24 protein-coding genes are annotated in these 26052 nt (G+C 42.3%); 6 read left to right on the top strand and 18 right to left on the bottom strand.

Going from position 1 to position 26052, the window contains the following annotated elements:
* Nucleotides 1–8: 8 nt before the first annotated feature.
* Complete coding sequence (locus tag H538_RS0115095) at nucleotides 9–3803, bottom strand: S8 family serine peptidase (RefSeq protein WP_026678315.1); 3795 nt, start codon at nucleotides 3801–3803, stop codon at nucleotides 9–11.
* A 355-nt stretch (nucleotides 3804–4158) separates the two neighbouring features.
* On the opposite strand from H538_RS0115095, the gene H538_RS0115090 reads away from it, so the two are divergent.
* Nucleotides 4159–5817, top strand: coding sequence for a M4 family metallopeptidase (locus H538_RS0115090; protein ID WP_026678314.1), 1659 nt, complete (start codon nucleotides 4159–4161; stop codon nucleotides 5815–5817).
* Between the two features lie 270 nt (nucleotides 5818–6087).
* On the opposite strand, the gene H538_RS0115085 is transcribed toward H538_RS0115090, so the two are convergent.
* The 4 genes from H538_RS0115085 to H538_RS0115070 all read right to left on the bottom strand — a co-directional run bounded on the left by H538_RS0115085 (nucleotide 6088) and on the right by H538_RS0115070 (nucleotide 10587).
* Nucleotides 6088–7056: a sugar phosphate isomerase/epimerase family protein gene (locus H538_RS0115085; protein ID WP_026678313.1), complete on the bottom strand. Its 969-nt coding sequence runs from the start codon at nucleotides 7054–7056 to the stop codon at nucleotides 6088–6090.
* Nucleotides 7057–7143: 87 nt separating this feature from the next.
* A complete protein-coding gene (locus H538_RS0115080; protein ID WP_026678312.1) occupies nucleotides 7144–7869 on the bottom strand; it encodes a ThuA domain-containing protein in 726 nt (241 codons plus the stop codon).
* 37 nt (nucleotides 7870–7906) lie between these two features.
* Nucleotides 7907–9004 carry a Gfo/Idh/MocA family protein gene (locus H538_RS0115075; protein WP_026678311.1) on the bottom strand — a complete coding sequence of 366 codons (1098 nt, stop codon included), beginning with the start codon at nucleotides 9002–9004 and terminating at the stop codon, nucleotides 7907–7909.
* 362 nt (nucleotides 9005–9366) lie between these two features.
* Nucleotides 9367–10587: a M20 family metallopeptidase gene (locus H538_RS0115070; RefSeq protein WP_026678310.1), complete on the bottom strand. Its 1221-nt coding sequence runs from the start codon at nucleotides 10585–10587 to the stop codon at nucleotides 9367–9369.
* 245 nt (nucleotides 10588–10832) lie between these two features.
* On the opposite strand from H538_RS0115070, the gene H538_RS24025 reads away from it, so the two are divergent.
* A complete protein-coding gene (locus tag H538_RS24025) occupies nucleotides 10833–11540 on the top strand; it encodes a nuclease-related domain-containing protein (RefSeq protein WP_051291506.1) in 708 nt (235 codons plus the stop codon).
* A 53-nt stretch (nucleotides 11541–11593) separates the two neighbouring features.
* On the opposite strand, the gene aceA is transcribed toward H538_RS24025, so the two are convergent.
* The 4 genes from aceA to H538_RS0115045 all read right to left on the bottom strand — a co-directional run bounded on the left by aceA (nucleotide 11594) and on the right by H538_RS0115045 (nucleotide 15347).
* Nucleotides 11594–12874 (bottom strand): isocitrate lyase, encoded by a 1281-nt coding sequence (gene aceA / locus H538_RS0115060; protein ID WP_026678309.1) that lies wholly within the window; start codon nucleotides 12872–12874, stop codon nucleotides 11594–11596.
* 21 nt (nucleotides 12875–12895) lie between these two features.
* Entirely contained in the window at nucleotides 12896–14485 is a 1590-nt protein-coding gene (gene aceB, locus H538_RS0115055) for a malate synthase A (protein ID WP_026678308.1), read from the bottom strand.
* Between the two features lie 69 nt (nucleotides 14486–14554).
* Nucleotides 14555–14707: a hypothetical protein gene (locus H538_RS26175; protein WP_154657991.1), complete on the bottom strand. Its 153-nt coding sequence runs from the start codon at nucleotides 14705–14707 to the stop codon at nucleotides 14555–14557.
* 373 nt (nucleotides 14708–15080) lie between these two features.
* Nucleotides 15081–15347: a hypothetical protein gene (locus H538_RS0115045; RefSeq protein ID WP_026678307.1), complete on the bottom strand. Its 267-nt coding sequence runs from the start codon at nucleotides 15345–15347 to the stop codon at nucleotides 15081–15083.
* 118 nt (nucleotides 15348–15465) lie between these two features.
* Between H538_RS0115045 and H538_RS0115040 the strand changes: the two genes are divergently transcribed.
* Entirely contained in the window at nucleotides 15466–15660 is a 195-nt protein-coding gene (locus H538_RS0115040) for a YfhD family protein (RefSeq protein WP_026678306.1), read from the top strand.
* 109 nt (nucleotides 15661–15769) lie between these two features.
* Here the strand turns inward: H538_RS0115040 and H538_RS0115035 are convergent, their stop codons facing one another.
* From H538_RS0115035 to H538_RS0115010, 4 genes are all read right to left on the bottom strand, one after another.
* A complete protein-coding gene (locus tag H538_RS0115035) occupies nucleotides 15770–16162 on the bottom strand; it encodes a DoxX family protein (protein ID WP_026678305.1) in 393 nt (130 codons plus the stop codon).
* A 736-nt stretch (nucleotides 16163–16898) separates the two neighbouring features.
* Nucleotides 16899–17729: an aldo/keto reductase gene (locus H538_RS0115020; protein WP_026678302.1), complete on the bottom strand. Its 831-nt coding sequence runs from the start codon at nucleotides 17727–17729 to the stop codon at nucleotides 16899–16901.
* Between the two features lie 290 nt (nucleotides 17730–18019).
* On the bottom strand, nucleotides 18020–18259 hold the full coding sequence (locus tag H538_RS0115015; RefSeq protein ID WP_026678301.1) for a DUF2164 domain-containing protein: 240 nt from the start codon (nucleotides 18257–18259) through the stop codon (nucleotides 18020–18022).
* Between the two features lie 114 nt (nucleotides 18260–18373).
* Nucleotides 18374–18817, bottom strand: coding sequence for a general stress protein (locus H538_RS0115010; RefSeq protein ID WP_051291505.1), 444 nt, complete (start codon nucleotides 18815–18817; stop codon nucleotides 18374–18376).
* 143 nt (nucleotides 18818–18960) lie between these two features.
* Here H538_RS0115010 and H538_RS24020 point away from each other — a divergent pair, with 143 nt between their 5' ends.
* Complete coding sequence (locus H538_RS24020) at nucleotides 18961–19596, top strand: exonuclease domain-containing protein (protein ID WP_051291504.1); 636 nt, start codon at nucleotides 18961–18963, stop codon at nucleotides 19594–19596.
* Nucleotides 19597–19638: 42 nt separating this feature from the next.
* Here the strand turns inward: H538_RS24020 and H538_RS26970 are convergent, their stop codons facing one another.
* The 4 genes from H538_RS26970 to H538_RS0114980 all read right to left on the bottom strand — a co-directional run bounded on the left by H538_RS26970 (nucleotide 19639) and on the right by H538_RS0114980 (nucleotide 23350).
* A complete protein-coding gene (locus tag H538_RS26970; protein ID WP_281172193.1) occupies nucleotides 19639–19761 on the bottom strand; it encodes a hypothetical protein in 123 nt (40 codons plus the stop codon).
* Between the two features lie 273 nt (nucleotides 19762–20034).
* Nucleotides 20035–20295 (bottom strand): holin, encoded by a 261-nt coding sequence (locus H538_RS0114995; RefSeq protein WP_026678298.1) that lies wholly within the window; start codon nucleotides 20293–20295, stop codon nucleotides 20035–20037.
* 557 nt (nucleotides 20296–20852) lie between these two features.
* On the bottom strand, nucleotides 20853–22292 hold the full coding sequence (gene aspA / locus H538_RS0114985) for an aspartate ammonia-lyase (RefSeq protein ID WP_026678297.1): 1440 nt from the start codon (nucleotides 22290–22292) through the stop codon (nucleotides 20853–20855).
* A gap of 53 nt (nucleotides 22293–22345) precedes the next feature.
* Nucleotides 22346–23350 carry an asparaginase gene (locus H538_RS0114980; RefSeq protein WP_026678296.1) on the bottom strand — a complete coding sequence of 335 codons (1005 nt, stop codon included), beginning with the start codon at nucleotides 23348–23350 and terminating at the stop codon, nucleotides 22346–22348.
* A 182-nt stretch (nucleotides 23351–23532) separates the two neighbouring features.
* Between H538_RS0114980 and H538_RS0114975 the strand changes: the two genes are divergently transcribed.
* Nucleotides 23533–23874 (top strand): helix-turn-helix domain-containing protein, encoded by a 342-nt coding sequence (locus H538_RS0114975; RefSeq protein ID WP_026678295.1) that lies wholly within the window; start codon nucleotides 23533–23535, stop codon nucleotides 23872–23874.
* A 71-nt stretch (nucleotides 23875–23945) separates the two neighbouring features.
* Here the strand turns inward: H538_RS0114975 and H538_RS0114970 are convergent, their stop codons facing one another.
* Nucleotides 23946–24827 carry a LysR family transcriptional regulator gene (locus H538_RS0114970; protein WP_026678294.1) on the bottom strand — a complete coding sequence of 294 codons (882 nt, stop codon included), beginning with the start codon at nucleotides 24825–24827 and terminating at the stop codon, nucleotides 23946–23948.
* Nucleotides 24828–24981: 154 nt separating this feature from the next.
* Here H538_RS0114970 and H538_RS0114965 point away from each other — a divergent pair.
* Nucleotides 24982–26052 (top strand): thiamine pyrophosphate-dependent enzyme (locus tag H538_RS0114965; protein ID WP_026678293.1); only part of this gene is annotated, 1071 nt, incomplete at its 3' end.

The following is a 26052-nucleotide window of genomic DNA, read 5'->3' as shown; positions in this document are numbered from 1 at the left end:
CTTTCGTCTTATTTCTTGCGTGTAATCGTAAATGTTTTCTTCGTAATGTTTCCTCCAAGATCCCTTAATTCAAGTAAATATTTATTCGTCCCTGTTTTAAGTGAAACTTTTTTCGTAATCGTTTTCGTAAATGTTTTCATAACATAAGGCTCTTTGAAGTAGTGGCGGTATTCTTCATCACCATTAAAGACAAATCTCATTTCGCTAAAGTTGTCCGTAAGCGTGATTTTCACATTAGCCGTTTTTGTTTTGCTTGATACGCTTTTTGGTGCGGATACTTTAATCGTTGGTGCCGTTGAATCTAAGAAATATTCGCGTTTGAAGTCGATTTTATTTCCGGATGCATCTTGCGCCTTAAATTCAATTGCTTTTACCCCATCCGTTTTGTAAGTAAGCGTTTTATTAAAGTTATATTGTTTTTTCTCATTATCCCATACAAGCTTTACCGGGATGCCATTTATTGTGAAACTTGCCATTTGCGATTCATCCGTCAGGTGACCTGAAACAACCACTTTTTTATTGTTGACTGCACTCAACCCTTCTGGCGTGTCTACCGTGATATAAGGGATTGTATGGTCGTTGACATCTCCCATCGGGCTATTTGTGACGTTACCGGCATAGTCATAAGCGAAGACTTCAACTTTCGCTTTCGGGCTGAGATCTTTTAATGTGTAAGAAGTTTCTGATCCGGCAAGCGGCTTATCAAGGACACTCTTTCCATCTACTTTAATATCATAGTAAGAAACTCCTGATCCGTTTTCTTTCGTTTTCCAGGAAACTTTTCCAGTGGAGTAATCCACCGTTCCTGATACTTCAGGTGCTTTCGTATCAACTATGAACGGAATATACTTCGTTTGCCATTTCGCCTTAGGATAATCGATGACCGATTTCACTTCGTAATAATATTTGCCATCCTGGACTTTTTCGCCTTTCACCTTTCCATCCCATGTTGCATCGGTTACAAGGTTATAAGGTGATTCAGCAGGTTTATAGTTCTTTGTTACATCTTCACTTGTTGCGAGCTTTACTAATGACTTCTTATGGCTGTCCACGATTCTATATTCAACATGTTTGGCGTTTCTCAGGAATGTTAATTGCGGTAAAATAGTATCGTATTTTCCATCCCCGTTCGGTGAGAAACCGACATGCTCAGGGTCTACTCCCGCTTTTGGATCAAGCGCATTTTTACCTAAATATGAGTACTTGGTGCTTCCGTCTTCAGCTTTTCCATCTTCTGTTACAAGGCCGGCCATTCCGTAATATGTGTCATCTTCATAGGACATGCCGTCCAGAATAGGCGCTTTGTCCCACTCGCCTTTAAAGCCGATGTAAGGAACGGATAATGGCGAATTCTTTCCGTTCTTATCAAGGAAGCGGACGAAACCTTCTACAAAATAACCGTTTGGATATAATTCATCAAGCGACTTTTGATTTACGCCGTCAACAGTATCTTTTAAATTGACTTTTACTTTCACTTTTGCCGTGCCTTTTGCCGGAACTTTTACGCTTGCCGCCTTTTTGCCGTTTACTTCAAATGAAATCGGGAACTCCCCTGTATACTCTTTTCCAACCGAACCTTTTTTGTAAATGCCGACTGCCTCTTTATAATTGTTCCCCTCATTATCAGCTAAATCGGATTGAACAGTGCCAAGCACATTGTATTCCGCATCTTTTGCAGAGTAGTTTTTCAGATTTAAGGTAAAATCAAAGGATTGTCCCACTTGCTTCAATGCGGCTTTCGCATCACCGGACTTCGACTCAGTCACAACGACCGGCGTTTGCATCGCATCTTCCAGGTTCATTAAGCCCGCACCTTCACGGCGTGGCGAGTAGAAGAGCGTTGTGTTATGAAGCTGTTCATTGTTCTTCCCATGATCGTATTGCGGTTTCGATGTGTTCATCAAGATATTTTTCGCCATTTTCACACGATCGGCGCCTTTAAACTTAAAGTCTTTATCGACGCGTTCCAACATGAGCGCCGCGCCGCCGGAGACGTGTGGAGCCGCCATCGATGTTCCGCTCATTACTCCATATTGATTGTTGTTTAACGTAGAATAAATTTGGCCGCCAGGTGCTGTAATTTCCGGCTTAAAGTCAAGGTTCGGCGTCACTCCCCATGAGGTGAAGCTTGACATTTGGCCGGCTGCGCTATTGTCAACCGCTTTGTTTGAATCATCAAAAACAACTTCCACCTTCTTATCTGCCTGCAGGCTCGCGGCTAAATCATCTCCATCTTTCAGGCTAAGTGTAAGAACAGGGATTGTTGGATTTTTCAGCGAAGGATTTACATAGTCACCGTGAGCTACCGCCCCGCGAATGAGGACAGCCGCAGCACCATGTTCTTCAGCTGTTTTTTGGATATCTGCATAGAAGTAACTTCCTGTACGGACCGCGAGAACAACTTTTCCTTTGACGTCTTTTCCCTCATAATTTGCCGGTTGTCCATCGCCAACAAAGACAACTTCCTGTTTGCCGCTTCCAAGCGTTTTTGCGGCGTTCGGCGATTCCGTTTGTTTATAGGCCAAATACCCTTGATCCTGGCCATCAACGGAAACTTGCATGCCTTTCAGCATAATTTTTGTGTTTTCAAGGGATGCAACCGACAGCGATTCGTTTGTAACACTTGGCGCTCCGACCAATCCAATATCCGGATTGGTCGTGTACGTTTCATACCCTTCGGCAAATGTATCTTCGTTGCCGGCTGAAATCGAGCAAAGAATTCCGTTGTTCACGGCGTTAGTGATCGCTTGCTGCTCAGGATCCGTTTTGTCGACAAACGAAGCCGGAGAACCGAGACTCATGTTAATGACATCCGCTCCTAACGTTATCGCATCATCAATCGCTTTAATATAGATGTCTCCCCATGTTGATCCAAAGCTCTGGTCATTCGAAAACACTTTCATTGCTAAAAGCTGGGCGTCCGGCGCTACCCCTTTTATTCCGCTGCCATGCTCCTCATCGCCATTTGCCCCGACCGTTCCGGCAACGTGCATTCCGTGCATAGAAGCTCCTGGCCCTAAATCACGCACTTCGTCATTTTTATCAAAATAGTTGTATCCATAAGGGACTTTATCCGTATAAAATTTTCCTTTAAGGTTTTTACTTTTAATCAATGATTCTACTTTTGCTTTTGTCAGCTTTTCATTTTTCGTAGAATCTAGTTTCATATCTTTATGAGTATAATCAATCCCCGTATCAATAACGGCTACAACCGTTCCTTTCCCTGTATAGCCGTAATTCTTCCACTCTTCTTTGGCTCCGATTAAATCTTTGCTGTAAATCATATCTGGCTTTTCGGCTTTTGCTTTTTCCACCGGACGCTTATATTCGTTGGCAATATGTACACTTTTTACTTCAGGCAGCTTTTCAATTTCTGTAATATTCTTATATTCCGTTTCAGCACTGAAGCCGTTATAGATCGCCGTGAAGCTTTCTTTGTACTTCATCTTCACTTTCTTCCTGGCAATCTTTTCTTTTACTTGCTTATGTTTTTCTAGCAATTTATCGTTTAATTTTTCTTTCTGGGAAACGCTCATGGTGGAGTATTTTAGATTTTGCTGTTTCGCTTGTTCAATGGCGGGTTTGTCATTTAATTCAATGATAACCCTTACATTATCATGCGCTTTATATTGCTTGTCTAATTTCTTTTCAGTTAATTTCTTGTTGAGGTGGTTTTGTTGAAGCATTGTGTGTAATTTCGTTTGCGAGCGATTGAAGTCTGGTTTTGCTAAACTTCCTTGCGCATACGCTACTGTGGAGAACATCATAAGACCCGTGGTAAAGACAGCGATCTTCTTCTTCATGCATTTTCCCCTTTCAATTCGGTCTAGTAGTTAACTGATTATTGGAAATCTAGTAAATTTTCCTCATTAATAGTCTAATTGAACTACTATCTTGTGGTCAATACAATTTTTGTATTTTTCATAGTTTTGTGTAAACAAAATATTAAAAAAATGCGTTTTTATGCGAGTGTTGTCGATTAAATTAACCTTCTATTATACTACTTTCCATTTATCTCGACATTGGGAAAACGCTTTCAACAAATTAAGCTAATTAGTATATAAAATTTGGTATTTTCCCAATATACATTTTTCCCAAAAATGATATGATGTTTGTAAAGGGCCCTTTAAAATTTGGTTAACGTATTAGGAGGATGTTATGAAAAAAGGATTAACTGCTGTTCTTTCTTTAGGAATTATTTTCAGTTCAGCCTACTCTGCCTCTGCAGCCAATGAGCCCGGTACAAAAACGCAAAAACTCGTTTTACATGAAATCAATCAATCGGAAACAAAGCCGGTACATGTAACCTGGTCAAAAGAAGACCATTCCGTTCCTTCTTTTCTATTCGGAAAGCTTACAGATGAAAAATACCCTACAAAAAAAGACATTCTCGCATTCATAAAAAAGAACAAACATCTTTATCCTTTCGATCCGGCTTCTAATCTATTATTTGATAAAGTGGAAAAAGACAAGCTCGGAATGAAACATTATGTATTTAACCAATCGATCGAGGGAGTGCCTATTGACGGGGCGAGGTTCATCGTCCATACGGATAAATCCGGGAAAATTACTGCCATAAACGGTGGGATTCATTCCGATTTGCCAAAAACGTTAAAGAACGGAGCAAAGAAAAAAATAAGTGAAAAGAAGGCCATTAAAGCAGCCTGGAAATCTATTAAAGTGAGCCCGAAAAAAGATGCGGACAAGTCTTCCAATTCTCTTAAACCGGCTTCTAAAGTGAAAAATACCGTCGAAAAAGCGAAACTCGTCGCTTATAAGCATGATGGTGAATATAGCCTTGCTTACCGGGTATCTTTGCAATTTATTGATCCTTATCCGGCAAACTGGCAAATCTATGTTGATGCCGTGAAAGGAAACGTTATTCATCAATTTAATGCGGTTGCCAATGACGGTCCGGCCACAGGTTACGGCTATGGCGTAAATGGTGCCAGAAAAACGTTGAATACGTATTTATCCGGTGGAAACTATTACCTCTATGACACGACAAAACCGATGTCCGGCGTAATCGAAACATTTACAGCAAAAGGCGGAAGCAGCTTGCCTGGCAGCTATTCTATTGATGCAGATAATGCATTTACGTCCACATCACAAAGAGCGGATGTTGATGCCCATTATAATGCGGGAGTCGTCTATGACTACTACAAAAACAAGTTTGGTAGAAACAGCTTCGACAATCAAGGCTCTACCATCCGGTCAACCGTTCATTACGGCTATAAATACAACAATGCGTTTTGGAATGGCTCGCAAATGGTATATGGCGATGGTGACGGACAAACATTTACTTCACTTTCCGGTGCTGTCGATGTCGTCGGCCACGAACTCACCCATGCGGTGACTGAATCGACGGCAGGACTTGAATATCAAGACCAATCCGGTGCATTGAATGAATCGATGTCCGATGTATTCGGATACTTCATGGATACTGGCGACTGGTTGATGGGCGAAGATGTCTATACCCCGGGCGTTTCCGGCGATGGGCTTCGAAGCTTATCGAATCCTCCGCAATACAGACAACCGGATCATATGAGGAATTATGTCTACACATCAGACGATAACGGCGGTGTCCATACGAATAGTGGTATTCCGAACAAAGCCGCTTACAACACGATTACAGCAATCGGTGTTTCAAAAGCGGAAAAAATCTATTACCGCGCGCTAACTCAATATTTAACACCAACAAGCAATTTCAGTGACGCAAGAGCCGCTCTATTAAGCGCCGCAGCTGACCTATACGGTTCGGGAAGCGCAGAATACAACGCGGTTGCCAACGCCTGGACACAAGTTGGCGTGAACTAATTCAAAAGAACCCTGACTTTTCAGGGTTCTTTTATTTTCTGCAGTACATTAAACGTTTTTGCAAAAATTCAGTTGAAGAACATCCATACCATTTATACAACGATATGATTGAGGCCTACCGCCGCTGGCTGTAACGTTCAAGTTAGTCGTGTAGGAGGCTAATCATTAAGTGATGAGCCAATCCGCTCATACCACCTTACAGATGACTCATGCTGGGCCACAATGGAAGGGCATCACTTTTCCTCGAAAAGCGATGCCCTTTTTTCGTTTTTATACCCACCACATTTCAGCCGGTTGTTCGTTGATTAAAACAGATTGAAGGGTTGAAACGGCACGGGAAAACCCTTCTTCAATCGACATTAATGGATCTTCATGCTCTATGCTTACAACATAGTCATACCCGTATGTCCTTAAAGCGCTCATCATATCCGACCATTCATGGGTGCTATGGCCGCAGCCTACAGAACGGAAACTCCACGCACGGGTTTGCACATTGCCATATGGCTGCATATCCGTAAGGCCATACATATTAACATTATCCTGATCAATATACGTGTCTTTAGCGTGGAAGTGGTGAATCGCATTTTCTTTTCCAAGTATTTTGATAGCGGCAACCGGATCAATCCCTTGCCACCAAAGATGGCTCGGATCTAAATTGGCGCCGATCGCATCATTTGTTTCTTCTCTTAACTTAAGCAATGTATAGGGGGTATGAACTAGAAAGCCCCCGTGAAGTTCAAGGCCAATTTTTACATTGTGGTTTTTCGCATACTGGCCCCATTCTTTCCAATAAGGAATCAGCTGCTCTTCCCATTGCCACTTTAATACTTCTCCATATTCATTTGGCCATGGCGCGACAGGCCAGTTAGGGTGTTTCGCGCCTTCGTGATCCCCGGCTACCCCCGAGAAGCAATTCACGACTGGTACACCTAACATTTCTGCAAGCCGAACGGTTTTGACATACGTCTCATGGGATTGTTTCGCGAACTCTTTGTTTGGAGAAAGCGGATTGCCATGGCAGCTAAAAGCGCTGATCATAAGCCCTCTTGACTCAATTTCCCGCATGTATTCCTTCCGCTTCTCCCCGCTCTCAAGAAGCACATCTAAATCGCAATGCGCATTTCCTGGATAGTTGCCGGTGCCAATTTCAACGGCGGACACCCCGGCTTTTTTTACATAATCGAGCATTTCAGTAAACGTTTTTTGTGAAAACAAAACGGTAAAAACACCTAATTTCATACGTTTGACACCTTCCTTTATAAATTGAAAGCGACTGCTGATCTATTTTTGTTCATCAGCCGGGGCTTTACTTACCGGCCGTCTCTTTTAAGATTTGACAGTTAGCGGCTCAAGCGGCTTTGCATTACCGTAGACTGGCTTTTCCCGTTTGACAGGCTTTGCCCAGTTTACCGCATTGACAATGACGCGCTGAATTTGCTCATTGTGATAAGTGGGGTATGTTTCATGTCCCGGACGGAAGTAAAACACTTTTCCTTTCCCTCTTCTGTAGGTGCATCCGCTTCTGAACACTTCTCCTCCTTCAAACCAGCTGATCAATACGAGCTCATCCGGGGCCGGAATATCAAAGTGCTCACCATACATTTCTTCCTTCTCAAGCTGTATAAACTCTCCAATTCCTTCAGTGATGGGGTGGCTCGGATCAGCAACCCAGAGCCGTTCGGTTTCGTTTGCTTCACGCCATTTCAAATCACAGCTCGTCCCCATCAATGTTTTAAATATTTTCGAAAAGTGGCCGGAATGCAGCACAATTAGCCCCATTCCGTCCAACACACGATTCTGTACTTTTTTAACAACTCGATCCTCTACTTCATGATGAGCCAAATGCCCCCACCAAATTAACACATCTGTATTTTCCAGCACTTCATCCGTTAAACCGTGTTCCGGTTCATCAAGAGTTGCTGTTCTCACGTCAAAATTGGCCTTCGATAGGAAATTAGAAATGGCCCCATGAATTCCTTCGGGATAGATTTTCTTCACTTCCTCATTCGATTGTTCATGCCGGTTTTCATTCCATACGGTAACTTTAGTCATTTCGGTTTTCTCCTTTTCAAGATAATCGGAATCCTTACTACAAAGCAGGTATTTTATCAAAATAAACCGCTTTTCCCGTTTTAGAAGATTCATAGATGGCTTCAAGAATTTCGGTGACAACAAGTGCTTCTTCCGGTTTAACGACTGGCTCTGTATCATTTAAAATGCTTTCAATCCATAATCGTGCCTCAAGATCCGCTTCACTTTCGCTATTTTCATCATAGAAAGCTACTCCGCCAGTGTTTAATTCCACATTCGTCGTAAACAGTTTCCCGTGTTTTTCACCATGGATACGCAATCCGTCGTTCATGTCGGCTCCGCCTTCAGTGCCAGCTAACGTGCACTTTGCCTCTCCTACCTCTAGAGAATTAAGCGCCCAGCTCGACTCGAGCATGATCGTCGCCCCATTTTCCATCGTGATAAACCCAAACGCTGAATCCTCCACCGTAAACTTCTCCGGATCCCACGGCCCCCATGCATTAGCGGCGTTTTTCTTTTGGCCAAGTTTATGGTAGGTTGTCCCCATTACCGCTTTCGGCCTATAGTTATTCATCATCCATAATGTCAGGTCAAGCGCGTGTGTTCCAATATCGATCAATGGTCCTCCGCCTTGCTTCTCTTCATCAAGAAAAACTCCCCATGTCGGAACGGCACGGCGACGGATCGCATGGGCTTTAGCAAAGTAAATGTCCCCCAGCCCGCCTTCTTCGCAAACTTTATGTAAATATTGGCTGTCCTGGCGAAAGCGGTTTTGATAGCCTATCGTGAGCTTCTTCCCTGTCCGTTTTGCCGCTTCCACCATTCTTCGTGCTTCCGAAGACGTTTTCGCCATCGGTTTTTCACACATGACATGCTTCCCGGCTTCTAATGCACTGACGGTAATGTCGGCATGGGAATCGTTCGGTGTGCATACATGAACGACATCAATTGCGGGATCTTGCAACAATTCCTTGTAATCTTCATACACCTTTGACCCTGCTACCCCGAATTCTTGTGCGGCTTTATGTGCCCGTTCTAAAACGATGTCACAAAACGCAACGATTTCGACTTGATCTAACTTTGCAAGACTTGGCATATGCTTTCCATTCGCAATCCCTCCGCATCCAATGATTCCAACCTTTAATTTTTTATTCATCTTAATCCCTTCCTTTTTTCTAAAATTGAAATCGATTTCAAAACTAAAAAAATTTACAGTTTCCACTTTTGCTGAACGCCTTTTGACTTCCTGCTGACAAACGTCGTCAACAAAAATTTCTTTTTATCAACGTTAGTGGTAATTCTTGAACGTTTGGATGAAGTGAGTCTCCATTTATAAATATCGAGAGCATCCTATACGAAAAAATTATTCTAGTCTATGGGAACGATTTCATGAATTCGTTCTCACAAACTAGCTTATAGCATTCATTGGAAAACCTCAATATATATTTTGTATTTTCTAAATTTTTATTTAATACATTTTAATAAAAAGAGGGTGGGTCCCCCCTCTTTTTATCAAGATTATGAAACCTGGCTATTGATTTTTTCTTCTCTCGCTCCTAAAGCGCCCCTCTGCTCTAAATACGTAAACACCGCATTGCCCAGCGTTTTGGCTGCGATTAGCATGGCCCGCTCATCAATTTCAAATTTCGGATGATGGTGAGGGTACGTTGTTTCCCACTCCGGATTTTGCGCCCCTGTAAAGAAGAACGTTCCTTTTACATGCTGCAAATAATAAGCGAAATCTTCACCGCCCATATCCGGCTCCATTTCAAAAACGGACGAAACACCCGGCACGTTTTCAGCTAATTTTGCCAAAAACTCTGTTTCTTCTTTATGGTTGACGACAGCAGGGTAGCCTTTTTGATAATGATATGAATAGTCTACATCTGCAGATAAACATGTACCTTTTACTATCCGCTCAATTTCTTGTTCAATAAAATCTCTTACCTCTTCTTTAAACGTTCGAACCGTTCCGATTAATAAAGCACTATCGGCAATCACATTAAACGCATTTTTCGCTTCAAACGAACCGACTGACACAACAGCAGCGTCGATCGGCTTTACCCTTCTTGCGACAATTTGCTGTAAATTCGTCACTAGCTGGGCCCCGACTACGATGCTGTCTTTCGTTACATGCGGCTGGGCGCCGTGCCCGCCTTTCCCTTGAATTTTTATTTCAAAACGGTCGGACGCCGCCATGATCGGTCCTGACCGATATCCAATCTGGCCACAGGGAATCGTCGCCCATAAGTGCGTTCCGATGATGACATCTACCCCATCCAGGCAGCCATCTTCAATCATGGCGATGGCTCCCCCGGGGGCAAGTTCTTCGGCATGCTGGTGAATAAAAACGACATTTCCTTCTATATGTTCTTTTAACTGGTTTAAAACTTTTGCTAAAACAAGCAATGTAGCGGTATGTCCATCATGGCCGCAAGCATGCATAACTCCAGGAACTTTTGATTTGTAAGGCACATCATTTTCCTCCTGGATAGGGAGCGCATCAAAATCAGCGCGCAGTGCAACGGTCTTTCCTGGCTTCGCTCCCTTGAGGGTGGCGACTACCCCTCTTCCGCCAACGCCCGTACGCACTTCATGACCGAGATTGCGATGATATTCAGCGATAAATTCTGGCGTTTTTACCTCTTCAAATGACAATTCGGGATGCTGATGAAGATAGCGTCTAATATCGACCATTTCATGATAAAAGGAATCCAACAATGCAAACAACTTGTCCACGGAACTCATCTCCTTAAACAAACTTAGACAATACCTCTTTTACTTTGTTCTCCGCCTGTTCAGTAAATCCCTTTATTTTTACTACTTTCGCCGGATATGAAAAGCAAATCTTCAATTTTTGGTAAAAAAGTCACTGATGAATCCGCCCATTTAATGGTAACTTTTTCTGTATGTAAAAACGATTGAATTATCACGAATATGTTTTTTTTACATTTTTTAGTTAATCGGCTGATAAGTAAGCGAATGTGGCTGATAAATCGTGCAAAGTGGCCGTTATTCAACTAAAAGTGGCTGATATCTTTCATCAGCTTATCCGAATCACGAAAGAGTGTGAGGAATCATTTCCGGATCCTATCTTGCAAGTTAAGCATCAACAACACCAATTCGTGAACTGGCTTAAAGATTTTAAGTTTCCACTGGTGCCGGTGGAAGGAATCGTAGTCCTTTCAAACCCTAATTCGATCATAAAAACAACCGCCAATTGGCCTGAATATTTTACAACTATCATTAAGAGCCAGACCCTCCTGCCGAAAATAGAAACCTTTAAAAATCAGCACAATGAAGAACAACTCTCGAATAAAGAGCTTCGAAAACTGGAAAAACTTCTTATAAAACATCACACTCCACTAAATTTGGATGTTCTATCACAATATGAGATCTTGTCTTCTGAACTGTTGCAAGGCGTTTCCTGTCCGAATTGTTCTGCTCTCCCGATGAAACGAGCGTATGGAACATGGATCTGCTCTATCTGCTCGTTTTCCTCGAAAGACGCCCACTTAGCCGCCCTTCAAGATTATTGTCTCCTCATTCGATCAACGATCACAAACCAACAGTTTAGGGAATTTTTGAAGCTCCCCTCTAGTTCTATTGCCCGTAAGCTTCTTACCAGCTTGAATTTTCCGTATGACGGAGCAAAAAAGGGGAGGGTATATAACCTGTTGTTTGACGAATAAATAATACAAAAAAGGAACAGGCACCTGTTACACCTGTTCCTTGAATATTTTATTTAGTTGGCTGTCGAAAATTGCTCTTCTTCGGTGGAACCTGTAAGTGCTGTTGTTGAAGAGGTTCCTCCGGAAATTACTTGCGCCACATCGTCGAAATAGCCGGTTCCGACTTCGCGCTGATGGCGGGTAGCCGTGTAACCATATGCTTCACTCGCAAATTCGGCCTGCTGCAATTCGGAATAAGCTTCCATTCCGCGATCTCTATATTCCCTCGCAAGCTCGAACATGCTATGATTCAACGCATGGAATCCGGCGAGTGTGACGAACTGGAACTTATAGCCCATTTTTCCGATTTCGCGCTGGAAGTTCGCAATCGTTTCATCATCGAGCTTCTTCTTCCAGTTAAATGATGGCGAACAGTTATAGGCTAACAGTTTACCTGGGAACTTTTCATGAATCGCTTCAGCAAATCTCCGCGCTTCTTCCAAATTTGGCTCAGATGTTTCGCACCAGATTAAATCAGCATATGGGGCATATGCCAGTCCTCTTGCAATCGCTTGATCAAGCCCTGCTTTTGTGCGATAAAATCCTTCTGGCGTCCGTTCTCCGGTCATAAACGGGTGGTCATATGGATCAATATCGCTTGTAATGAGATTCGCTGCATTCGCATCCGTTCTTGCGATTAAGACGGTTGGCACACCTAATACATCGGCCGCAAGCCGGGCTGAAATTAAATTCCGGACCGCCTGCTGGGTTGGCAATAGCACCTTTCCGCCAAGATGCCCGCATTTCTTTTCGGAAGATAGCTGATCTTCAAAATGGACGCCTGCTGCCCCGGCTTCAATCATCGCTTTCATTAGCTCGAATACATTTAACACACCGCCAAATCCGGCTTCCGCATCGGCGACAATTGGAGCAAACCAGTGCGTGTCACTTTTTCCTTCCCCGTGCTCAATTTGATCGGCCCGCTGAAGCGCCTGGTTGATCCGTTTTACAACTTGCGGAACGCTGTTGGCGGGATACAAGCTCTGGTCCGGGTACATATGTCCAGCGAGATTCGCATCAGCTGCGACTTGCCAACCGCTTAAGTATATCGCTTTCAAGCCAGCCTTAACTTGCTGGACGGCTTGATTGCCTGTTAATGCACCGAGAGCATGGACATAGTCCTCTTCATGGAGCAGCTTCCAGAGTCGCTCTGCCCCCATTCGTGCCAATGTATGTTCAATTTGGATCGATCCGCGAAGACGCAGAACATCATCTGGACTGTATGGACGCATGATTCCATTCCATCTTTCCGCTTCCCAGGCTTCCTTCATTTCCGTGATCATTTGTGAATTCATTATTTTTCCTCTCCTTTTAACTTAAATGTATTTATATCCAGGGACAGTTAAAAATTCATTAAACTCATCTTCTTTAATCAATTTTATAAAGAGTTCCTTTGCTTGATTAAATTTGCCCGATGAGAAAACTTCACTGCCCAGGTTGGCCCAAATGATTTTCATTTCTTCCTCAACCAATTTTTCAACTAGTTCCATTGTGATGTTCCGGCCGTCTTCAAGAACGCCTTTTTCATGGCGAATCCATTGCCATACTTGAGCCCTTGAAATTTCGGCAGTTGCTGCGTCTTCCATTAAGTGATTTAGCGGGACCGCTCCTCTGCCTCTTAGCCATGCTTCTATATATTGAATGCCTACTGAGATGTTCGTTCTTAAGCCATTCTCTGTAATTGGGCCGGGTGATGGTTCGAGCAAATCACGGGCTGTTACATGAACATCATCACGCTTTTTCTCTAGCTGATTAGGCGCAGGCATGATACGGTTAAAGACTTCCATTACGGCTGGAACAAGACCGGGGTGTGCGACCCAGCTTCCATCATGGCCGTCATTTGCTTCTCTTTCTTTATCCGCTTTTACTTTTTGTAAGGCTTCTTCATTCGCTTTGGTGTTATTCTTGATGGGTATTTGTGCTGCCATGCCGCCGATGGCATGGGCGTTTCTTCTGTGGCAAGTCTTTACGACATATAAGGTGTATGATCGCATAAAGGGGACAGTCATGGTGACGAGCGAGCGATCAGGCAGTAAATATTCTGGATGATTTTTCAGTTTTTTGATATAGCTGAAAATGTAATCCCATCTTCCGCAGTTAAGGCCGGCACTATGGTCTTTTAACTCGTATAAAATTTCATCGGCTTCAAATGCGGCCAGGATCGTTTCAATAAGTACAGTCGCCTTAATGGTTCCCTGCGGAATGCCAAGTTCTTCCTGGGCAAAGACAAATACATCATTCCACAGCCGGGCTTCCAGATGACTTTCGAGCTTTGGCAAGTAAAAATACGGACCTGAACCATTTTCGATCAACTGTTTTGCATTATGGAAAAAGTAGAGCCCGAAATCGACAAGACTTCCAGACATCGGCTTTCCGCCATACTGTAGATGCTTTTCTTCTAAATGCCAGCCGCGTGGCCTGACAATTAAAGTAGCTGTATTTTCATTTAATTGGTAGGGCTTCCCTTCCGGTGAAACATAGGAAAGCGTTTTGCGGTTCGCATCGCGCAAGTAAATTTGTCCGCCAATCGTATTTTCCCATGTTGGCGAATTGGCATCTTCAAAATCGGCCATAAATACTTTTGCCCCGGAGTTTAGTGCATTAATGACCATTTTCGGATCCCCTGCAGGTCCCGTAATTTCAACCCTTCGATCTTGAAGATCTTCTGGGACCGGGGCAATCGTCCATTCACTTTCCCTTATCGATTTTGTCTCCGGCAAAAAGTCCGGGAGCATTCCTTCATCAATCTCTTGCTGGCGTTTTCTCCGATTGTCCAAAAGGGCATTTCTCGTACCCATAAACCGTTCGTGGAGTTTTCCTAAAAAGTTCAATGCTTCTTCCGATAAAATTTCATCGTAACCTTCATGAATAGGCCCTGTACAATTTACGACTGAATCTGTTTTCAACTGAGTTTGCTTCAACGTGCCTTCCTCCTTGCTCTATTTGATTTCAGGATGATGTTCATTTATTGCTTGTTAATCAATTCGGCCATTGCCATTACAGCGGCTGCAACTTAAACAGCCCTGGCCTTCACAGTTCTGGCAGCAGCCTTCCCTCTGGTGGTGACCTGTTCCATTACATTTCGGACATTCAAGTTCTCCATTTCCCTGACAAGTGAAACAATCCATTTTTAATTATCCTCCTTTAAATCCTACTGTTATAAAACAGTTGATATTCTTGTTAAATAATATATAACAAATCTTCAGAAAAGTGAATACCTTTTTTAAAAATTGTTATATTTTTTTCGTGTTTTTAATTCTGTTATAAAACAATACGGTGGTCAGACAATAAACTCTCGATTTCGGACAATAAATGATTAAGATTGGACAACAAAAGAAAAACTTTGGACAATAAAATTGCATTTTGGACAATAAACAATCTCCGATTACTAATATTTAGGATATTTTGACTTCAAAATTCCACTGAGACAGGACTTAAGGAGGACTAGACGCAGCGAATCGCAAAAAAATGAAAAAAACGAGGGGAGATCCCTCGTTTTTATTAAAGTTTTCCTAAAAAGTTTTTAATTTGACGATCCGGAATTTCGAGCTTTTCAGCAATCTCGGCCTTAGAAGCCTCAGGATACTTTTGCGAAGCTTGTTCGAACAATTGGCGTTTTTGCAAGTGCACAAGCTTTGAAAGTTGAAGTGAAATATAGATAAGCGTACTAGCGAGAATGCCGATAAGTAAAGAATAGCCAATCGATGCAGGAAACATAGAGAACCAAAAACCGATAACGGCGCCTAAAACGATCCAGAAAACGAGCAAATTAATCCCCCCATTTTTTCATCATTTTACCATTACGGGGCTATTTAATCTATCCGCATATTTTTACCTCCTTATCACACCCTATGAAAGAAACCAATCACGGAAGGGTGAAGAACGAATGGGAAGAGCGCATAAGCAGCGAATTACAAGAGATAAGAACAAATCTTCATTGCCTCAAGTGCCGAGAGCCAATCTCGTTTCGACGGATAGTGAAAATGAATTTGCAAAAGAACTCGATGACCGTTATGAATTTGAAGTGAAACCCGGGTTTGGCCCGACCGGAGTCAGGCGAAAAGATGAGGACAAGTGCTAAAAAATAGAGTTTAGCACTTGTTCTACAAAGATTTTATATAGGCATAGCTTTTTTCTCGAAAATGGTGAAAATATCAAATAAGCTGCTGATCAACTCAGCAGCTTATTTTTTACATATTAAATAATACATACTCGCCAGGGCCGATTAAAGCAACTCCGACGGCAACGGCAATAAGAATCAAGTTATATTCAAATCCATTTTGCGTCACCCAGTAGCCATTTTTTCCATGAACAGTGAAAATCGCAACGAGCATCGTGATCACGATAAGAATAGCTCCAATCGGGGTGAGGACCCCTGCTGCAAAAAGAAGGCCTCCGAGCAATTCGCCCGCGCCGGCTAAAAAGGCCATTAGCATTCCTGGCTTCATGCCTATCGATTCAAGCCATGAGGCTGTTCCTTTCAAGCCATGGCCGCCAAACCAGCCGAACAGCTTTTGTGTTCCATGCCCCATAAATGTAATGCCGACAACAAGCCGTATAATTAATAACCCTAGATTAAACATAATGTATCTCTCCTTCATTTTTATTATTAACTTATCTTATGTAAGTATAATATGATATTCCACTTACTTTTGTCAAGTTACTTTTCGAAAATAAAACAAAAAAGAAGGAAACCCGATTTAAGGGGCCACCTTCTGGTTAGTCTTTATTTTTTCCTTCAATGTATACATACTTAAAATCATCAGTTGCATATCCTGGTAGTCCGGTCCCCAACCGGCGTATGACATTTCGAAATCCCCTTTTGATTCTAACGCCAATTTTTGTTTGAATGGCTGCGCTTTAAGCCGGGAAGGTTCTTTAAGCCGGTTCTTGACATATTCTCCAACTTTTTTTACTTTCGACTTCATTCAGCATTTAGCTATACTATTGACATTTTTCGTAATTATGTTACTATTCAATTAATTCTAAATAGAAATTGAATATTTTGGTGATGAAAATGATGGATCGGATATATTTTTTTGAAGCCTGCGGCGTTATCCTATTAAATTTGGCTATTTTTGTACTAAGTCTTAAATTTCCAACTTACGGTTATGAAATTCTTTTAGGCTATACCTTAATTGTTTTGACTTACGTACTTATTAAAAGGCGGCTCGATCAAGAGTTTCGGTCTAACAAAACGTTTCTATTTAGTATTGTTCTATTACTAGCTGTTTCTATCTATAGCATGGTTGAAATTCTGATTTAAATCAAACAAAGCGAGCTCTATTGATTCAGAGTCTCGCTTATTTACATCGAAGTTTAAAATTTAAAGTTATCCGGATCCTGGCCGTTTCGCTTATTGATATTAAGTGCATCTATTTGTCTCATTTCATCAGGCGAAAGTTCAAAATCAAAGAGATCTCCATTTTCTTTAATCCGGTTTTCATTAACGGATTTCGGAATAACAACAATTCCGTTTTGCAAATGCCAGCGCAAAGTGACCTGGGCAACGGATTTCTGATGTTGTTCCGCAATTTTTGTAAGAACCGGATCATTTAAAATTTCACCTTTTAATAATGGCCGCCACGCTTCTAGTTGAATGTCGTTTTCTTTACAAAAAGCAAGCAGTTCTTTTTGCGATAATTGCGGATGGCATTCCACTTGATTGACCATTGGCTTTATTTCACAATCGGCCATAATATCTTCTAAATGATGAATTTGGAAGTTGCTCACGCCAATTGCCTTCACTTTTCCGTCTTTATACAGTTTCTCAAGCGCTCTCCATGTTTCTTTATACTTTTCTTTCACCGGCCAATGCACTAAATAAAGATCGACATAATCGAGGTCTAACTTTTTCCGGCTTTCTTCAAAAGCGGTCAATGTCGAGTCATACCCTTGATCGGTGTTCCATACTTTAGTCGTAATAAAAAGTTTTTCACGAGGAACGCCGCACTCTTTTATCGCTTTTCCAACACCTTCTTCATTTTGATAAAGAGAGGCCGTATCAATGCTTCGGTACCCGGCGCTAATTGCCGCCTTCACCGCACGAATTACTTCTTCCCCTTCTTCCGCCTTATAAACGCCAAGTCCTACCCACGGCATTTTGACCCCATTATGTAAAGTCGTTGTATCCTGGATGCTTTTTACCATTTCCAAATCCTCCTTCAAATGAAGACTTATTTTTCATTTTGCCATATATAGATTGGAACATAAAAAAATATGCTTTTTGTTGCACTAAAAAAATTAGGCCGATGCTTGCTATGTAAAATCATTGCCTGTCTTTAGCCTTCCATGATTATGGTTCGAATGGTTTTCCCGGGCAAAGTCATCCTCTTTTTTGCCATTAGTGTTATCGTTTTAGAGATTGTGTCGGGGTTCATCGGTTAATTGTTTAAAAGGAAAGCACCCCGGGTAAGGTTGTTTGTGTTATCTCCAAAATTTCATCGTTTTTCTAACGCATAGAGGTCATCTTCAATCGAAGCCATTCGATCGGCTACAAGACGCCGGGCATCGCTGATGGCCTGGTTATAAAGAATAGGGCCAGCGTGTTTCATGAAAAAGTCGAGCATGTTTTCTGCCGCTAAATGCCCGATTTCCTCCCCTCGCTCTTTGTAAAAGTATTGCTGGATTTCACTGATCATTTGTTCCTTTTGTTCCCGTGGGAGCTTTAAAAACATCATGATGCCATCATCCTCCTTTTTCTTTATTATCCATTACCTTCTTTGGTTTCTCCAACAATTAATCACCATAAAAAAAAGCCAGGTCTACACAGGCGGTAGGTTCTGGCCTCCGAATTAGTCTTTTGCATTGTCTTTTTCAAGAATCACAAGAATGCATCCGTGATGAAGATCATCGACATATTGTTCGGCTTGCCGTTCCGAAATGTTTAATGTTAATAACATTTCCTTTAAATCGTGATCTTCATTTTCTTTAAATAATTTTGCAAAAGGGCCAGCGGCAATAAGCGGCCCGATAACTGGTGCAGTTAATCCTGGAACCGCGATTAAACCGCTAATGCCTGTTAAAAACCCGGCAATGGTTCCGTAAGCTTCTTCATTTACCCCATTTAACGGGTGTTCTTCAGCAACATGGGTTTGATCCGCAATTTCGTCCATTTGCCGTTCATCTTTTGCAAGGATCGAAATCTCTTTCGGATCATATCCTTCTGCAATTAGTGAACGGATCGTTTTCATCGCTTCATTGTTCGTCTCATACACACCGATTATTTTTTTACTCATCCGCCTTTAGTCCTCCGTAGTCTTTTACTATATTTGTACCCTTAAAACGATTGATTAAACATTCTTTTCAAATGGAAATGGTATTGGTAAGATGAATGAAAAGCAATCGATGAGGGGAATCGAAAATATAGAGGGAGGCTAATATGCTTAAACAATCAACCATTGGAATGGCTGCGTGTATCGACATTGAAACGACGGGTTTAAGTATTTATAAAGAGGAAATTATCGAACTTGCTATCGTTCTCTTTACTTTTAACCGGCCGAGCGGTGAAGTTCTTGAAATCATTGATGAATATTGCGAGCTAAATGAGCCGTCTAAACCGGTCTCACCCGGTGCGGCCAACGTGCACGGCATCAGGCAAGAAGATTTAATCGGAAAACGCCTTGACAACAAACGGATTGAAAATATGATGGCACAGGCAGATCTTTTAGTTGCGCATAATGCCAGTTTTGAAAAAGGGTTTCTGAAAAGATATTTTCCATTGACGTCGGACATGCCATGGCATTGTTCAATGAACGGAATCCAGTGGAAACAGTACGGATTTACGTCAAAAAAACTTGGAGATTTGCTTTTCGAACATAACCTTCATGCAGATCGATTACATAGAGCATTAGATGATGTGAAAGCGACAATCCATTTAATTTCTCAGAAAAATGCCCATGGCGACTTTTATTTTAAAGAATTATTGCAAAAACCGATGGGAGCACGGGCAAAAGTATCTAAAAAGAAAAAGACAAAAAATTACTCCATTCCACTTCACCCATCTAGCGATATTTAAAGTAATGAAGCGGCTTCCATGATAAGCCGCTTCATTACTCTTTTATTTTAGCCACATCCAGATCATCCATAAAATTAAGATGATAAGGAGCGCTCCAAAGGTCATCGCCATCCAAAAAACATGGGCGTTCTGCTCACGCGTGTTTCCTTCATTTCTCGCTGCCATAATCTCTGCACCTTCCTCATTATAGATCATTATGGCTTTAGTATTTACAAACATGCGGGAGTTCATAAAAATTGTTTTCACATGCAAAACCTTACCATTTACATTTGTTCCGAACCAAAATATTTACTCATAATAATCGGTCTTTTGTTTTCAATATTGTTGTACAACCGAAGTTTTCTTTTATAAAGATTCATAGAGGATTTTCAATGAGGAGTTTTCTTTCCACATAAACAACTTAAAAATCCGTCTTCGAAGACGGATTTTAATCTACCTCTATTTCGTTTTTCCTTCTCTCTTATTAAATGCAAGTTCATAAAGGCCGGTTGACGACAGACCGGCAAGCGCTCCACCCCATAATCTTAATGTCCAATCTAGATCGGTTAAAGGCGCGGCCGCAAATCCGATCACGATTCCGAGCACGAATGCGATTGCAGGTACTAGATTTTTCGGTAATGAAAACGCCCGTTTTACTACTTCTGTTACGGCGGTTACAATGGGCAAAATAATGGATGCAAAAGCAAGAATTAACGTCATGCAAATCCTCTCCTATCCGGCATCATTTTCTTTTCATCTACGTTTTTTTCTCCATAGATTACTTGTTATCAACATATGTTATAGATACTCATCGGGTTGGTTGATCATAACTGTTGACGTTAATTTTCTTACTATTTTTAGGAAATGGGCTGATAAGTGGTCTTAAGTCGCTGATAAGTTTCTAAAAGCGGCTGATAATAGACGCAAAGCGGCCGTTATCCGCCAAAAACGTGGCTGATTTCCACCATAAAAAGACCGCCTATGATTGCGGCGGCCAAATTTCATATGTAATTTAATACGCTAACCAGGTCCAGAGCATCCATCCAACTAAAATGACAATCATCGCAATTACCGAAATGCTTAACCAGGTAATATCTTTCAAACCTGTTCTTTTGGTAGCCATCACCATACCGCCTTTCATTACAGATTTCAAACGTATTATTTCCCAGAAGAAACTAAAAAATCCCGCCTTAATTTTTGGGGGATTTCAGCAAATACAAAATGACTTGAGAAGTTCTCAAGCCATTTTGAATACATATGTTCTTGCTGTGGCGGAATTACTTTTTATCAAAAAGCGAAGAGCCTGCAATGCCGGGATGTGTCATTTCATACGGATCAAGGATCAAATCGAGCTCCTCTTCCGTCAGCACTCCATGCTTCAGGCAAAGTTCCCGAATCGATCGTCCGCTCAAGATAGCTTCTCTTGCTATCTGTGCTGCTGTTTCGTACCCAATATGCGGGTTGACTGCCGTGATAACGCCAACGCTCTTTTCAACATAGGCTTTTAGCCGATCTTCGTTTGCTTCGATCCCTTTCAAACAATGATCTGTGAAAACGCGGAATGCATTATTCATAATGCTGATCGACTGAATCAAGTTGAATACAAGAACAGGCTCCATGACGTTTAATTCAAGCTGTCCCGCTTCAGATGCCAGGCAAATGGTGTGATCATTACCGATCACCTGGAAGGCCACCTGGTTTATGACCTCCGCCATGACAGGGTTGACCTTACCAGGCATGATGGAAGATCCGGGCTGTCGGGCAGGGAGCGTGATTTCCCCCCATCCCGCACGGGGACCGGAAGCCATCAATCGCAAGTCGTTCGCGATTTTTGACATGTTCATCATACACACTTTGAGCGCGGCGGATACTTCGGTGTAGGCATCCGTATTTTGGGTGGCGTCCACTAGATGCTCCGCCCTGACAAGTGGCAATTTGCTAATGTCCGCAAGATGTTTCACAACCGCTTCGATATAGCGAGGGTCTGCATTCAGTCCCGTTCCGACGGCGGTTGCGCCCATGTTAACTTCATACAAATGCTGTTTTGATTGGTTGATCCGCTTGATATCTCGCTCGATTGCACGGCTGTAGGCTTCGAATTCTTGACCAAGGCGAATCGGGACCGCATCCTGAAGGTGGGTGCGTCCCATCTTGATGACGTGGTCGAACTGACGCGCTTTTTGCAAAAACACGCGATGCATATCGTCCATCGTATGAAGCAATAGCTCCAAAAGATTTAATACTGCGATATGAATGGCGGTTGGAAATGCATCGTTTGTAGACTGGGACATATTAATATGGCTGTTCGGGCTTATATAAGAATAGTCTCCTTTTTCTTTTCCCAATACTTCTAGTGCGCGATTAGCGATGATTTCATTCGCATTCATGTTAATGGAAGTGCCGGCCCCTCCCTGGATCGGATCGACGATGAATTGGTCATGCCATTTTCCTTCGATGATTTCCTGGGCCGCTTCCGCAATCGCGTTCCCTCTAGTAAAATCTAAGCGGCCGATATCCATATTGGCTAGCGCTGCCGCTTTTTTGACAATCGCCATCGCCCTGATTAGTTCCCCATGTATTCTGTAACCCGTAATAGGAAAGTTTTCGACCGCCCGAAGCGTTTGAATCCCATAATAGGCTTCTTGAGGCACTTCCTTTGCACCTAAAAAATCTTTCTCCATTCTCATGTGCTGTTTTGTTTCAATGAGGGTTGACATCATTGAATTTCCTCCTCCTCTTTAGGCCGAACACGATGTTGCTGCTTTTTTCTTTAGTCTTCTATGTCAAATCCAGGAGTCTTATCCCCGGCCATTGGCGTCTCCATGATTTCCTTAACTTCATCGATGCAATCAGTTTGTCCAAGAGCCCACATCAGCTTGGCGACGATGGCCTCTGTATTCATATCCCCGGATAAAATGACACGATGTTGGGCTACCTTGCGCCCCACTTCATAAAGAAGCAAGTCTTCCCCCTCTTCCAGGCATTGGGTGGTGATCACTACGGCAATGCCGGCTTCCGTTAGTTCCTTGACTTTCGTAAGCAAATTACGGCCCTCAAAAGGCAAACCGCCGTTGCCGAAACTTTCAATGATGACACCTTTATATAAGCCTTTCAAACAATCAAATATCTCCGGTTTGGTTCCTGGGTAAAGCTTCAAAAGAAACACATCCGGGCACAGGCTTGTATTCCATTGAGGTCCACCAGAAATAGGTGCCGGTTTCCAATGATAGCGAACTTCCCCCGACTCGATAAAAGCAACGTATGGATGATTGATGCTTTCAAAAGCATCATAGCTTTTCGTTCTCATTTTGACCGCCCTCGGACCAATGATTACTCGCCCATCGAATACGACAAAGACTCCGCCAATATTTTCACGGGCAAAACGCACGGCATCTGCCACATTCTTTTTCGCATCTGTTTTTTTAAAGCTAATCGGAACCTGCGACCCCGTTATGACAACAGGCTTTTGCAGTCCTTGCATCATGTAAGACAATGCAGCCGCAGTATATGCGAGCGTGTCCGTTCCATGAGTAATAACGAATCCGTCGTATTGCTCATAATTCCGGAATATGGCTTCAGCTATTTCCGCCCAATGTTCTGGCTGCATGTTCGTGCTGTCCCTGTTCATAAGAATTTGGCAAGTCACATCAACCGATTCCGAAGAGTGATTGAAATGTTCCAACAGCTCCTCAGCGGTCAAGCCGGGCGCAAGGCCTTCCTCTCCCTCAACGGATGCGATTGTTCCGCCTGTCGCAATTAACAATAATTTCTTCATCGCTTATCATCCCATCGTTTGTATTTCACTTTCATACGCATTACGCAAACAATTATACCTTATTATATGATTAAACCCTAATATAAATCAACATTCGTATTCATTACGCGCACTTTTTTCTTTCACACGGATGCAATGCCTGCTATAATTAAAGGAGAATAATAGAGGGGGCGGAGTTATCGATGCTACAACGATTAGCGAATCTTAGAAAAAGCAGAAATTGGTCTTTGCAGGAAACTGCCGACCGCCTTGGAATCGCGAAAAGCACTTATGCGGGCTATGAATCCGGATACCGGCAGCCTTCCTTGCAAGCTTTACTGCAAATCGCGAATCTATTTGAAACAACGGTTGATTATATTTTAAACCGGACAAATGATAAACAGGAGAAGCTCGAGCTGGTTGAATGTCTGGAATCAGAAATTGCCCTTTCATTGGATGGAATTCCTTTAACGAAAGAGGAGCTGTACGATTTCATTGCATTTACCCGCTTGAAACGAAGGATTAAAAACAACGATGAAGAATAAAAACGAGGTGCCATTCGTTAACTAAGAAAAAGTCGATTCCTAAAAATTCGGACCGACTTTTTCCCATTTTTCTATTGCTTTTTATAGTAATTTTCTATAAAATGCACGAATGCTTTAACAACATTCCACTCTAGCGATTCCTTATGATAATACATCCACGTTCTTCGCAAGATTAGATTCCCATTTTGGTCAGTTAAGTCAATTTGGTGTACATCATCTATCCCGGCGAGGATCCTGCTGGACAAAATGCCATAGCCTAAACCATTTACAACCATTTCCTTACACGTATCAACCTGGTCGACTTCGATGCTGATGAAGGGCGGATCCGCATAGTTTTCAGCCCACCAATGATCAATCAACGTTTTTAATAAGTAATCTCCTCTATAGTCGATTCTAGGAAGGTGGGGGAGATCGGTAATATCAATCTCTTCCTTTGACGTAATGCAAATTGTTTCTTCAAATAATAATTGTTTCGATAATCCTCTCCACCCATAATCCCCCCGGACAAAGCTAATATGAACATCTTTATTGTGTATAAGCTGAGTTACATCTCTGCTCCAGCCTGTAACCACTTTGAATTCCACATGGGGATATTGCATTTTAAATAATTTTAAAATATAAGGAAGTTCATAATTTGCAAAAAAATTGGATACACCCAATTTCAATGTGCCTGCAACCTCATTGCTTACATTCTTGCTCATATTGCGGACTTTTTCTTTTATTTTTTGATAATGATCCAGAGCCTCCTCCGCGCAATGGACAAGATATTCTCCTTGAGGGGTAAAATGAACTCCTCTGCTTTCTCTGGTGATTATTTTAACCCCCAGCTCCTCCTGCATATGTTTTAAGCGGTTCGTCAATGCCGGTTGAGTGATAAACAAAAGCCGGGCAGCTTTCGTCAAGTTTTTCTGGCTATAAAGAACCTTTAATATTTCCCAATCACGGTAATCCATTATCCCCACCCTTACTGCCATATAAATTTTTCTTATATTTAAATATAATTTTTTAGCATTTTATTTATTTTAATTATTGCATTATCCTTATCCGTAAGCAAACTATAATTGCTTTTCCTAAAGCGATAAAAAATATTCATGGGGGCATGTGGTAATGCTGAAAAACCAACAAAATCCATGGGAAAACTTTCATGGCCCAAACCTAGGCTATGTCATTGAACAATATGAACAGTATGTAAATGGAGATGACTCCGTTTCCCCGGAATTAAAGGAACTTTTTGCAAAGTGGGGCTCTCCTCTATCCTATGAAACAAACTCATCTGAAAAAATAGCTGAAAATTCCTCCTCTGCCTACAGCAGCTCAACGAATCTGGAAAACGTCGTGAAAGCGGTAAAACTGCTCGAGGCAATTCGTTCAGACGGGCATTTGGAAGCAACTATCAATCCGTTAGAGAAGCCAGCAAATGACGGGTCATTTATGGCTCTTGAAAAATATGGGTTATCCGAGGAAGACTTGAAAGCGATCCCGGCAAAGACGGTCTGGCCAGATGCGCCAAATGATGTGAGTACTGCTCTTGATGCCGTCAATCGGTTGAAAGAACTCTATACAAAGTCACTATCATATGAGTTTAGCCATGTACATGAAGCGGAAGAACGAAATTGGCTAACCCATATGGTGGAATCGGGTTCCATCCAACGTTCGTTATCAAATGAAGAACGCGTTCACTTGTTGCGCCGGTTGACGGAAGTCGAAGGCTTTGAACAGTTTTTGCATAAAACGTTTGTCGGGCAAAAACGCTTTTCCATCGAAGGTGTCGATGTGCTTGTCCCGATGCTTGACGATATTATTTTTGAAGGGGTCAGAGACGGGGCAAAAAATGTGATGATCGGCATGGCCCACCGGGGACGTTTAAATGTGCTGGCCCACGTATTAGGCAAGCCGTATGAAATCATCTTTTCGGAGTTCCATCACTCCCCGAATAAAGAATTGGTTCCATCGGAAGGATCGAAAGGAATCAACTACGGCTGGACGGGCGATGTGAAATACCATCTCGGCGGAGTACGCGCGATCAAGGAATCGAATTCATTGGAAGCCCGCTTGACATTAGCCAATAACCCGAGTCACCTTGAATTTGTCAACCCTGTCGTTGAAGGGTATACGAGGGCAGCGCAAGAAGACCGCACATCAGCTGGATTCCCGCAACAAGATGTGCAAAAATCGTTT

The sequence above is a fragment of the Fictibacillus gelatini DSM 15865 genome (assembly GCF_000430745.1).
Taxonomy (GTDB): Bacteria; Bacillota; Bacilli; order Bacillales; family Fictibacillaceae; genus Fictibacillus_A; species Fictibacillus_A gelatini.
Note: the sequence above shows the minus strand (reverse complement) of the source record. Positions and strands in the feature narration are given on the sequence as shown.